The sequence below is a fragment of the Streptomyces sp. NPDC047000 genome (genome assembly GCF_040644295.1).
Classification (GTDB): domain Bacteria; phylum Actinomycetota; class Actinomycetes; order Streptomycetales; family Streptomycetaceae; genus Streptomyces.
In genome coordinates, this window is sequence record NZ_JBEYWE010000031.1 from 18768 (window position 1) to 30366 (window position 11599).

The window sequence follows — 11599 nt, forward strand, 5'->3', positions numbered from 1 at the left end:
GTGCGCGGTCCGGAACCGGGAGACCGGGTCCGGACCCCGCACCGTCCGGTGCACCGCCGCCCGGGGCCGTACGCGTCGTACGGCCCCATGGGGCCGCACATCACGTGCGGTTCCGCAGACCGGAGAACCCGATGGACATATCGACACAGCACACAGAAGAAGCACCTCCCCCCACTTCTCAGCACCCCACCGGCGAGCAGAAGCGTGCCGCCCGCGGAGCCACCCGACCCGGTGACCGGATCTTCCTCGGTCTGTCCCGCGGCTCGGGTATCTTCCTGTTGGTGATCATGGCCGCCATCGCGGCCTTCCTCGCCTACCGCGCCGTCCTCGCCATCGGCAAGGACCACGGGAACTTCCTCACCACCTTCGAGTGGAACACCAACCTCCAGCCGCCCGTCTTCGGCATCGCCGTGCTGGCCTTCGGCACGATCGTCTCCTCGGTCATCGCCATGGTCCTCGCGGTGCCCGTCGCGGTCGCCATCGCGCTGTTCATCACGCACTACGCGCCCCGCCGGATGAGCGGCGTCGTCTCGTACGTGATCGACCTCCTCGCCGCCGTGCCGTCCATCGTCTACGGCCTGTGGGGCGCGCTGGTCCTCGTACCGCACATGAACGGCCTCTTCGGCTGGCTGAACGACTACTTCTCCTGGACCGGCGTGTTCTCCTGGGACCAGGGCCCCGCGCGCTCGATGCTCACCGTCGGCATCCTGCTCGCGATCATGATCCTGCCGATCATCACCAACGTGAGCCGTGAAGTCTTCCGGCAGGTCCCGCAGATGCACGAGGAGGCGGCCCTGGCCCTCGGCGCCACGCGCTGGGAGGTCATCCGCATGTCCGTGCTGCCCTTCGGCCGCTCCGGCGTGATCTCCGCCTCGATGCTCGGCCTCGGCCGCGCCCTCGGCGAGACGATGGCCGTCGCCACCGTGCTCTCGCCCGACTTCATCATCCACGGCAGCCTGCTCAACGCGGGCGGCGGAACCTTCGCCCAGAACATCGCCAGCAAGTTCAGCGAGGCGACCGAGTTCGGCCGGGACGCGCTGATCGCCTCCGGTCTGGTCCTGTTCGTCATCACGCTGCTGGTCAACGGAGCGGCCCGCTACATCATCTCCCGCCGCGCGGAGTACTCGGGGGCCAACGCATGAGCCACGCAGCCGTCACCGACGCCAAGCCCGCCAGCACCCTGCGCGGTGCCAGCCTGCCCTCGTGGTCGCCCTACGCGATCGCCGGCGGCTCCATCCTCCTCGGTATCGCCATCAGTCTGATCGGCGGCCTGGACAGCAAGATCCAGTGGGGCCTGATCGCCGCGCTGCTGTACGTGCTCGGCACCTACGTCATCGCCGCACGCGTCGAGGGCCGCCGGCAGGCCAAGGACCACGTGGCCACCAGCCTCGTCTGGGTGGCGTTCATCGTCGCCGTCGTGCCGCTGGTCTCCCTGATCTGGGTGACCGTCGTCCGCGGCATCAAGGTCCTCGACGTCTACTTCCTGACGCACTCCATGGGCGTCGTCGCCGACACCGAGCCCGGCGGCGGTATCTACCACGCCATCATCGGCAGCCTGGAGCAGGTCGGCCTCGCCACCCTCATCGGCGCCCCGATCGGTGTGCTCACCGCGATCTACCTGGTCGAGTACGGGCGGGGCAACCTCGCCAAGGCCGTCACGTTCTTCGTCGACGTGATGACCGGCATCCCGTCGATCGTCGCCGGTCTGTTCATCCTCAGCATCATGCTGGAATTCAAGATGCAGCCGTTCGGCTTCGCCGGCTCCCTCGCCCTGGCCATCCTGATGATGCCGGTCGTGGTCCGCTCCACGGAGGAGATGCTCAAGCTCGTCCCCAACGAGCTGCGCGAGGCGTCCCTGGCGCTCGGCGTGCCGAAGTGGCGCACCATCCTGAAGGTGGTCCTGCCGACCTCCATCGGCGGTATCACCACCGGCGTCATGCTGGCGGTCGCCCGTATCGCCGGTGAGACCGCTCCGGTGCTGCTGCTGGTCTTCGGCAACCCCTTCATCAACAACAACCCCTTCGAGGGTGCGCAGGCGTCGCTGCCGCTGTACATCTACCAGCAGTTCTCGAACAGCGCGGGTTCCGGCGCGGCCTACGACCGTGCCTGGGCGGCCTCGCTCGCGCTCATCGCCTTCGTGATGATCCTCAACCTGGGCGCCCGCGCGATCGCGCGCTGGAAGGCCCCGAAGACCGGTCGCTGACCGCGGCCCTCTCAGCGACTCACCGGAAGTGAAACAATCATGGCCAAGCGAATCGACGTAAGCGGGCTCACCGCCTACTACGGCTCCCACAAGGCGATCGAGGACATCTCGATGACCGTCGAGCCCCGCTCGGTGACGGCGTTCATCGGCCCGTCCGGCTGCGGCAAGTCGACGTTCCTGCGCACCCTCAACCGGATGCACGAGGTGACCTCCGGCGGGCGGGTGGAGGGCAAGGTCCTCCTCGACGACGAGGACCTCTACGGCCCCGGCATCGACCCGGTGTCGGTGCGGCGCGAGGTCGGCATGGTCTTCCAGCGGCCCAACCCGTTCCCCACGATGTCCATCTTCGACAACGTCGCCGCCGGGCTCCGCCTGAACGGCAGCTACAAGAAGAACGCCCTCGCGGACGTCGTCGAGAAGTCCCTCAAGGGCGCCAACCTCTGGAACGAGGTCAAGGACCGCCTCAACAAGCCGGGCTCCGGCCTGTCCGGCGGCCAGCAGCAGCGGCTGTGCATCGCGCGGGCGATCGCCGTCGAGCCGAAGGTGCTGCTCATGGACGAGCCCTGCTCGGCCCTCGACCCGATCTCCACGCTCGCCATCGAGGACCTCATCGGTGAGCTGAAGGAACGGTTCACGATCGTCATCGTGACCCACAACATGCAGCAGGCGGCGCGAGTCTCCGACCGTACGGCCTTCTTCAACCTCTCCGCGGTCGGGCAGCCGGGCAGGCTGATCGAGATCGACGACACGGAGCGGATCTTCTCCAACCCGTCGGTGCAGGCCACGGAGGACTACATCTCCGGGCGCTTCGGCTGATCCGCCCGCTTCTGTGACTCCTCGCGGTGCTGCATGGCGGTGCCACCGCGAGGTCGACAGGGCCCGCCCCCTGGCTCCCGGGGGGCGGGCCCGTCCTTTTTGCACCAGGGGTTCCACCGGGGTTCGCCGGGGGCTCCGCTGCCGGGCCCGTTGCCGGGGCTCCGCCCCGGACCCCGCCCCGGACCCCGCCGGGGGCTCCGCCCCTGGACCCCGGCCTGTGCCCACCCACCACCCGACTCGGTCGGCTGGAACGGCGCCCGCCCCACCCCGACTCGGGTGGCCGGGAATGTGCGGTCGTGGGGGAGTGGGGGAGCTGATCAGTCGGCCGAGTCGGGTGGGTGGGTGAGAAAGAAACGGGGGTCCAGGGGGCGGAGCCCCCTGGCACGCCGGGCTACAGGAACACCACGTCCACCACGCCGTAGGCCAGCGCAGCGACGAGCGCGGCCGCGGGCATGGTGATGAACCACCCGAGCACGATGTTCTTGGCCACCCCCCAGCGGACAGCGTTCACCCGCTTCGTCGCACCCACCCCCATGATCGCCGAAGTGATCACGTGCGTGGTCGACACGGGTGCCCGGAACAGGTACGCCGTCGTGAACATGATCGCCGCCCCCGTCGTCTCCGCGGCGAACCCCTGCGGCGGGTCCAGCTCGATGATCTTCCGCCCCAGCGTCCGCATGATCCGCCAGCCGCCGGCGTACGTGCCCAGCGACAGCATCACCGCGCAGATGATCTTCACCCACACCGGGATCGGGTCCCCGAAGGTCTGGTTGCCGGAGATGACCAGCGCCATCACCACGACGCCCATCGTCTTCTGCGCGTCCTGCAGACCGTGCCCGAGCGCCATCCCGGCCGCCGAGACGGTCTGCGCGATACGGAAGCCGCGCTTCGTCCGGTGCGGATTGGCCCGGCGGAACAGCCACATGATCGCCGTCATCACCAGGTAGCCGACCAGCAGCCCCACCACCGGTGACAGGAACATCGGGATCACGATCTTGTCGAGCACCCCGGTCCACAGCACCTTCGTACCGCCCGCGAGGGCCGCGCCCACCATGCCCCCGAACAGCGCGTGGGACGACGACGACGGCAGCCCGAAGTACCAGGTGACCAGGTTCCAGGTGATCGCGCCGACCAGCGCGGCGAAGAGGATGCCCATCCCCTGGGAGCCCGTCGGCGTCTCGATCAGCCCCTCGCTGACCGTCTTGGCCACGCCGGAGCCGAAGAACGCACCGGCCAGGTTCATGACCGCGGCCATCGCGAGCGCCGCCCGCGGGGTGAGCGCACGGGTGGACACCGAGGTGGCGATCGCGTTCGCGGAGTCGTGGAAGCCGTTCGTGTACGTGAAGAAGAGCGCGACCGCGATGGTCACGACCAGAGCGAAGGTGTCCATGAACCGGCTCAGGACTCCTTGACGGCGATGGTCTCCACCGTGTTCGCCACATGTTCGAAGGCGTCCGCCGCCTCTTCCAGCACGTCGACTATCTGCTTGAGCTTGAGCACCTCGATGGCGTCGTACTTGCCGTTGAAGAGGTGCGCGAGGAGCTTGCGGTGGATCTGGTCGGCCTGGTTCTCGAGGCGGTTGACCTCGATCCAGTACTCGGTCAGGTTGGCCATCGTCCGCAGGTTCGGCATCGCCTCGGCCGTCAGTTCGGCGGCACGTGCCAGTACCTCGATCTGCTGCTCCACGCCCTTCGGTAGTTCCTCGACGTTGTAGAGGACCACCAGGTCGACGGCCTCCTCCATGAAGTCCATGATGTCGTCGAGGGAGCTCGCGAGGGAGTAGATGTCCTCACGGTCGAACGGCGTGATGAACGAGGAGTTCAACTGGTGGAAGATCGCGTGCGTCGCGTCGTCACCTGCGTGTTCCGCGGCCCGCATACGCTCTGCGATCTCGGCCCGGGCGGAGGCGTCCGCCCCGAGCAGTTCCATGAGGAGCTTGGAGCCCGTGACGATGTTGTCCGCGGATGCGGCGAACATGTCATAGAAGCTCGTCTCCCTGGGGGTCAGACGAAAGCGCACGTGGGGTTCCTAGGGCTGCATCGGTTTCGGTCAGGCTGATGCTAAGGGCATCTTCCGGCCATGGCTAAGGGGCCGTCCTCCAGTGTCGCCCATCAGGCACGATGATCAGCACGGGGGCGTACCAAGGGCTCCTTACCCGGCAAAGTTCGTTACCATATACCCACCAGGGGTATCTGTCTGCGGAACGAGGACGCCATGACCACCACCGAGGCCGGCGCCGCGGCGCCCTCCGGGCACGGCACGGAGCATGTCCGGCATGTCGCCGAGCACGCCACGCACGGCTACCACGATCAGAAGGACGAGCACCTCAAGCGGCTGCGCCGCGTCGAGGGCCAGATCCGCGGCCTGCAACGCATGGTCGAGGAGGACGTCTACTGCATCGACATACTCACCCAGGTCTCCGCGTCCACCAAGGCGTTGCAGTCCTTCGCCCTCCAGCTGCTGGAGGAGCATCTGCGGCACTGCGTCGCCGACGCGGCCCGGCAGGGCGGCGACGCGATCGACATGAAGGTGGACGAGGCGACCAAGGCGATCGGCCGGCTGCTGCGGACGTGACCGGGCCCGGCCCGACCGGCCGCCGGGAGCCGTCAGCCCGCCGGTGCCGCCCGCTCCTCGGCGACCTTCAGCACCTCGTCGATGCTCTCCAGGCTGAGCCGTTCCTCGTCGGCGGCCGAGGCCGCGATCATCAGCTCGCCGCACAGTTCGATCTCGGCGAGGGCCACGTGGTCCTGAACCGCCGTACCGCCGAGCGGAGCCACGTGCTTCACCTCTTCTCTGCCGACACCGACTTCCTAGAGTAGGGAGCAGCCTACGCACCGCGCATGGCACGGAAGGGCTAGTTCGGAGGACTAGTCCGCATAGTGCACAGGTCCCTTTCCGGCCTCCGGGACCGGCCGCGCCCGCCCCTGCCGTGTCCGTCCCGGGCGTGCCCGGTCACTCGTCGGCGATCCGGCCCGCGTAGATGTCGCCCGGCGCCGGGAGCCGTACGTCGACCGGCGCGCCGAAGTCGTAGAGCAGCGTCGTCGAGGCGACCGCGACCGGGGTGCGGCGGTGACCGTTGACGAAGCTGAACTGCTGCCGCAGCTTGCGGATGCGGCCCTGGTCGTCGAGGTAGGCGTCGAACGGCACCCGGGCCGTGGCGAAGCCCTCCGCCGCCGCCCGCAGCGCGGCCCTGCCGTCCGCCGGAGTGCCCCGCGCCGCCACCGCGAGGTCGGCGATGCCCCTGAAGTGCCGTACCTCGGTGCCCTCCAGGTCGGTCCGCCCGAGGTAGACCGCCGACCGGGTCCCGCACAGCACCTCCGCCGCGGTGAGCGGATCGGTGGCGCCGCCGGTGACGAGATTGCCGTCGGAGAGCGTCTCCGTGTCGACCCGCACCCATTTGTCGGCCGGTACTCCCGCGCCCCGGTTCTTCATGAACAGGGCTCCCGGCGCGAGGAGCTCCGTGATCGGCCGGTGCTCGCTCAGCCCGGTCGGGTCCTGCGGCAGCGTCACCCTCAGCCGGCCCAGACGGCGGCGGAAGTCGTAGCCGCCCCGGCCGCGGATGGTGACCCGGGTGCCGCCGGTCGCCATCTCCATCGCCGTGGCGGCCCGTGAACTGCCCGCCCCGCGCAGCGCGTCCGCCGCGTGGCGCAGCAGCCCGACCGCACCGGAGACCCCGCGCGCGTCCTCCGCGGCCGCGCCGCCGCCCGCGCAGCCGGTGACGCAGGCGCAGAGACCGGCCGCCACCAGCACCGCCGCGACGGCCGTGCGCCGCCGTCCGTGCTGCCGCTCCCGCTCCTTGGCCATCGCCTGCCTACCCCCGGTACATCCGCCACGGGCCCCTGTCGCTCCGGTTAACGACGGGTGGGGAGGCGCGGTCACGCCGGGCGGCGGGGACCGGGAAAGAGGCGGCCCCATGAGTTCCTCACAGTCCCTGTGGGTAACGTTGTCGGTGTGACGCAGTACCAAGGGTTGGACCAGCCCCTGCTGGACGGGGAACACCGTACGACCACGGTCGAACAGGGCCGCTTCTGCCTCGCCAGATGCAGTTGCGGCTGGCGGGGTCCGGCCCGCCGGGCCAGGAGCCTGGCCCGCTCGGACGCCACGGCCCACCTCGCCGCCGCCTGAGCCCCTCCGGACCTTCCGGAACCTTTCCGCCACCCCGCGGCGGCGGGCCGTCAGTGCCGGCCGGGGCCCGTGCGCTGGTGCAGCGGGGCGAGGAACTCGTCGATCAGGGTGCGGTCGCGCGGCTGGGTGAGCCGGTCGCGGGCCGCGACCGGGGGCAGCCACAGGATGCGGTCCACCTCGTCGTTCGGGACGAACCGGCCGCCTCCGGCCTCCGCCGCCCAGTAACGGACCTGTTTGGGGCGGCCGTTGGCGAGATAGTGCAGGGTGGTCAGCCGGTTGCCGGGGTCGGCGGCGTAGCCGGTCTCCTCGGCGACCTCGCGCAGCGCCCCGGCCAGCGGTTCCTCGCCGCGCTTCAGCTTGCCCTTGGGGTGGGACCAGTCGTCGTACTTCGGCCGGTGGACGAGGCAGAACTCCACCTCCCCGCCGACGGGGGACCGGCGCCACAGCACGCAGCCGGCGGCCTCGATGACGGGGTCCGCCGGGGTGCCGCCGCCCGGTGAGGCCGGTGCGGCCGGTGCGCCGGCTGCGCCGGGCGCATCCGGGGTGCTCGGACCGTTCGGGGTGTTCGGCGTGCTCGGGGTTTCCTTCGGGCTGGTCACCGGTGCCTCACCGCCTCCTCGGAAGGGGACCTGCGCGTCAGGGGGTGCCGACGATCTGTTTCTGCCAGGCCTGCTGGAAGGCAAACCGGGCCGCCTCCACCTCATGACGCTGATCGGCGTGCAGCACCCCGAGGGCGTACGCCGTCGCGGGCGCGATGCGCGGGGTGCGCGCCGCCGACGCCGCGGCGGCCGCCGCCTCCGAGGCGTCACGGTGCCGGTTGAGGGCCTGGCCGGCCGCGAGCAGCCGTACGTCGACGGGGAGGTCGTCCCCGTACTGCGCCTCACGGGCGTAGCGGTGCAGGCGCAGCAGCAGCCGTACCTGGTGCCAGGGGCCGTCCTGGGGGTGCGGGGCGGGGTCCGGGGACAGGCCGTGGACCAGGGCCTCGGCGTTGTAGGGGTGCCCGGCGGTGACCAGCGGCAGCGCGGCGACGGCGGCGGTGAGGCGTTCCTCGGCGGCGGTGGCGAGCGGGCGCAGGTCGGTGGCGGGTGCGGCCGGGGTGAGCGGGACCTCGCTGGCCAGTACGGCGACCTTGTCGGCGACGGCGTGGAAGCGGGACGAGCCGAGGGCCTGGAGCGCCGTGGAGTGGGCGCGGGTCCGGGCGAGGGTGAGCTGGCGCTCCAGCAGGGCGCCGGCCTTGGCCGCGCCGACGGTCAGGGTGCCCCCGTTGGACTGCTGGGCGGACTGCCGGGCGGCGGGGGCGGCGACCGGCCCGCCGACCGGTGCGCCGGCCGGTGAGGCGGCAGGCCCGCCGGCCGGTACGGAGGGGCCGGACCGGGGCGGGAACACCGTCACCCCCGACAGCCGGTGCAGTGCCGCCAGCAGCCGCTCCAGCCGGGCCTCGTAGGCGTGCTCCAGCCCGAGCGTCCCGGAGAGCCAGGCGAGCTCGGGACGCATCTCCTCCGACCAGCCGGCGTCGAGGAGCGGGCGGAAGGTGTGCAGGCTGCCGCTGATGCGGCGGGCCGAGCGGCGCAGCGCGCGCGCCGCGCCGACGGACCCCTCCGCGCCGCCCGCCGCGCTGCCGGTCTCCCGGTGCTGGCGCAGGGCGCGGAGGAACTCCGTGGCCTGGGACCTCAGGTAGGACGCGAGAGCGTCCCCCGTGGGGGTGCCCCGCTGCTCGACCGGGGTCGGGCGCTCGGGGACGGTCCCGGTGGCCGCGGGGTCCGTCGGTTCAAGGTGTTGCTGTGCCACGCCGGCGCCTCCGGGCGTCTATGAGCATCTCCTGGACGTTGCGCAGGGGCTGGCCGTCCGCGTCGGTCGCGTGCCGGGTCCACTCGCCGTCGGGACCCAGGTGCCAGGAGGAAGTGGTGTCGGACATGCCGGACTCGAGGAGCCGGTTCAGGGATGCGCGATGGGCCGGGTCGGTGACCCGGACCAGGGCTTCGATACGGCGGTCGAGGTTGCGGTGCATCATGTCGGCGCTGCCGATCCACACCTCGGGTTCGCCGCCGTTGCCGAAGGCGAAGATCCGGGAGTGCTCCAGGAAGCGGCCGAGGACGGACCGGACCCGCATGTTGTCCGACAGGCCGGGCACGCCGGGGCGCAGCGCGCAGATGCCGCGCACCCACACGTCGATGGGCACGCCCGCCTGGGACGCCCGGTAGAGGGCGTCGGCGAGGGCCTCGTCGACGATGGAGTTGACCTTGATGCGGACGTAGGCGGGGCGGCCCGCGCGGTGGTGCTGGACCTCCTTGTTGATCCGGGAGATCAGCCCGTCCCGGAGGGACTTGGGGGCGACCAGCAGCCGGCGGTAGGTCTCCCGGCGGGAGTAGCCGGACAGCCGGTTGAACAGGTCGGAGAGGTCCGCGCCGACCTGCGGGTCGGCGGTGAGCAGGCCGAGGTCCTCGTAGAGGCGGGCCGTCTTGGGGTGGTAGTTGCCGGTGCCGACGTGGCTGTAGCGGCGCAGCGTCTCGCCCTCCTGGCGCACCACCAGGGACAGCTTGCAGTGCGTCTTCAGCCCGACGAGGCCGTAGACGACGTGGCAGCCCGCCTCCTCCAGTTTGCGCGCCCACTTGATGTTGGCGTGCTCGTCGAAGCGGGCCTTGATCTCGACGAGGACCAGGACCTGCTTGCCCGCCTCGGCGGCGTCGATGAGCGCGTCGACGATCGGCGAGTCGCCGGAGGTGCGGTAGAGGGTCTGCTTGATCGCGAGGACGTCGGGGTCGCCCGCGGCCTGCTCCAGGAACGCCTGCACGGAGGTGGAGAAGCTGTCATACGGGTGGTGCAGCAGGACGTCGCGGCTGCGCAGCGCGGCGAAGATGTCGGGCGCGGAGGCGGACTCGACCTCGGCGAGGTCGCGGTGGGTGCCGGCGACGAACTTGCGGTACTTCAGCTCGGGGCGGTCGAGACCGGCGATGCGGAAGAGACCGGTGAGGTCCAGGGGGCCGGTGAGGGGGTAGACCTCGGCCTCGTTGATCTTCAGTTCGCGGACCAGGAGGTCCAGGACCTCCTGGTTGATGCTCTCCTCGACCTCCAGGCGCACCGGGGGCCCGAAGCGGCGGCGCATGAGTTCCTTCTCCAGGGCCTGGAGCAGGTTCTCGGCGTCGTCCTCCTCGACCTCGAGGTCCTCGTTGCGGGTGACCCGGAAGGCGTGGTGCTCCAGCACCTCCATGCCGGGGAACAGCTCCTCCAGATGGGCGCCGATCACGTCCTCCAGGGGGACGTAACGGCCGGGGGAGGCCTCCAGGAAGCGGTTGAGCAGCGGCGGGACCTTGACCCGGGCGAAGTGCGGGGTGCCGGTGACGGGGTTGCGGACCCGGACGGCCAGGTTGAGGGACAGGCCGGAGATGTACGGGAACGGGTGCGCGGGGTCGACGGCCAGCGGGGTGAGGACGGGGAAGATCTGGTGCCGGAACAGCGTGAACAGCCGCGCCTGCTCCTTCTCCGTGAGCTCGCTCCACCGGACGAGGTGGATGCCCTCCTCGGCGAGCGCGGGGGCGACGTCCTCGTGGTAGCAGGCGGCGTGCCGGGCCATGAGCTCGCGCGACCGGGCCCAGATCATCTCCAGCACCTCGCGGGGCTGGAGCCCGGAGGCGGACCGGGTGGCCACGCCGGTGGCGATACGCCGCTTCAGCCCGGCCACCCGGACCATGAAGAACTCGTCCAGGTTGCTGGCGAAGATGGCGAGGAAGTTGGCGCGCTCGAGCAGCGGCGTGTTCGGGTCCTCGGCGAGCTCCAGGACCCGCTCGTTGAACGCGAGCCAGCTCCGCTCCCGGTCGAGGAACCGTCCCTGCGGCAGCGGTCCGCCGACGTTCGGGGCCTCCTCGTACACGTCGAGGTCGCCGTCGATGTCGGGTTCCAGGTCGGAGACGGTGGCGGCCACCGTGTGCGGCCGGTGCGCGGCGATGGAGCCCACGGAGGGCTGCGCGTGCTCCGCCGGGACGTGCGGCGCGGACGGGGCGGGCTGGGACTTCTTGACCGGTGCCTGGGCGTTCTGCTGGCTCATGACCCTATTCTTCCGCGCCAGGCGTGAGACAGGCGCGTCGGAAAGCGCGGGCCCGGCATTCTGCGCCGGGTGCGGCGAAGGCTCTGGCACGGCGGGCTTCATTGACTGAGCGTTGCAAGCCCGTCTGAATCAATGGTTAAGGACACATGACGTCCCGGCTAGCGAGAAACGGCCCCCGGAAGTCCCCCCGGCCCCACCCGGCCCGTTCCAGCCCGTCCTGGGGGCACCCCCTCTGGGGGAGTTCGAGGACGAGGCCCGCAGGGCCGAAAAGGGGGTCTGGGGGCGCAGCCCCCAGGGACGGGAACGGGGAAGGGGCGGCGGGGGCGAAAAACCTGCCCCGGGCCCCGCGCCCGGCCCCTGGCAGCCCCTGGGCCTCGCGCCCGGCAGGCTCCGCCCCCGCGGTCCCGTGCCCC

12 protein-coding genes are annotated in these 11599 nt (G+C 71.0%); 5 read left to right on the forward strand and 7 right to left on the reverse strand.

All coding sequences use genetic code 11. The features are described 5' to 3' along the window. Nucleotides 1-131: 131 nt before the first annotated feature. From pstC to pstB, 3 genes are read left to right on the forward strand one after another with little or no spacing between them, the layout of a single operon-like run. Nucleotides 132-1142, forward strand: a complete 1011-nt coding sequence (gene pstC / locus ABZ862_RS32600) for a phosphate ABC transporter permease subunit PstC (RefSeq protein WP_360966146.1) — start codon at nt 132-134, stop codon at nt 1140-1142. After that, a complete protein-coding gene (pstA, locus tag ABZ862_RS32605; RefSeq protein ID WP_360966149.1) occupies nt 1139-2203 on the forward strand; it encodes a phosphate ABC transporter permease PstA in 1065 nt (354 codons plus the stop codon). Before pstC ends, pstA begins: the two co-directional genes overlap by 4 nt. A 39-nt stretch (nt 2204-2242) precedes the next feature. Next, a complete protein-coding gene (gene pstB / locus ABZ862_RS32610; protein ID WP_360966152.1) occupies nt 2243-3019 on the forward strand; it encodes a phosphate ABC transporter ATP-binding protein PstB in 777 nt (258 codons plus the stop codon). Between the two features lie 391 nt (nt 3020-3410). On the opposite strand, the gene ABZ862_RS32615 is transcribed toward pstB, so the two are convergent. Then, entirely contained in the window at nt 3411-4409 is a 999-nt protein-coding gene (locus tag ABZ862_RS32615) for an inorganic phosphate transporter (protein ID WP_360966155.1), read from the reverse strand. A gap of 8 nt (nt 4410-4417) precedes the next feature. Further along, a complete protein-coding gene (locus ABZ862_RS32620; protein ID WP_360966158.1) occupies nt 4418-5038 on the reverse strand; it encodes a DUF47 family protein in 621 nt (206 codons plus the stop codon). Between the two features lie 195 nt (nt 5039-5233). On the opposite strand from ABZ862_RS32620, the gene ABZ862_RS32625 reads away from it, so the two are divergent. Next, nucleotides 5234-5593, forward strand: coding sequence for a metal-sensitive transcriptional regulator (locus tag ABZ862_RS32625; RefSeq protein ID WP_360966161.1), 360 nt, complete (start codon nt 5234-5236; stop codon nt 5591-5593). Between the two features lie 32 nt (nt 5594-5625). Here ABZ862_RS32625 and ABZ862_RS32630 read toward each other — a convergent pair whose 3' ends face one another. Both ABZ862_RS32630 and ABZ862_RS32635 read right to left on the reverse strand, forming a co-directional pair. Further along, complete coding sequence (locus ABZ862_RS32630; RefSeq protein ID WP_360966164.1) at nt 5626-5805, reverse strand: hypothetical protein; 180 nt, start codon at nt 5803-5805, stop codon at nt 5626-5628. 166 nt (nt 5806-5971) lie between these two features. Next, on the reverse strand, nt 5972-6823 hold the full coding sequence (locus tag ABZ862_RS32635; protein WP_360966166.1) for a hypothetical protein: 852 nt from the start codon (nt 6821-6823) through the stop codon (nt 5972-5974). Nucleotides 6824-6970: 147 nt separating this feature from the next. On the opposite strand from ABZ862_RS32635, the gene ABZ862_RS32640 reads away from it, so the two are divergent. Beyond that, the gene (locus ABZ862_RS32640) at nt 6971-7144 is read left to right on the forward strand and encodes a hypothetical protein (RefSeq protein ID WP_360966169.1); all 174 of its coding nucleotides are present in this window, start codon (nt 6971-6973) and stop codon (nt 7142-7144) included. A gap of 50 nt (nt 7145-7194) precedes the next feature. Here the strand turns inward: ABZ862_RS32640 and ABZ862_RS32645 are convergent, their stop codons facing one another. From ABZ862_RS32645 to ABZ862_RS32655, 3 genes are all read right to left on the reverse strand, one after another. Beyond that, nucleotides 7195-7611, reverse strand: coding sequence for an NUDIX hydrolase (locus tag ABZ862_RS32645; RefSeq protein ID WP_360966375.1), 417 nt, complete (start codon nt 7609-7611; stop codon nt 7195-7197). Between the two features lie 169 nt (nt 7612-7780). Then, nucleotides 7781-8818, reverse strand: a complete 1038-nt coding sequence (locus ABZ862_RS32650; RefSeq protein WP_360966378.1) for a CHAD domain-containing protein — start codon at nt 8816-8818, stop codon at nt 7781-7783. 94 nt (nt 8819-8912) lie between these two features. Continuing rightward, nucleotides 8913-11288: an RNA degradosome polyphosphate kinase gene (locus tag ABZ862_RS32655; RefSeq protein WP_360966172.1), complete on the reverse strand. Its 2376-nt coding sequence runs from the start codon at nt 11286-11288 to the stop codon at nt 8913-8915. Nucleotides 11289-11599 lie beyond the last annotated feature (311 nt).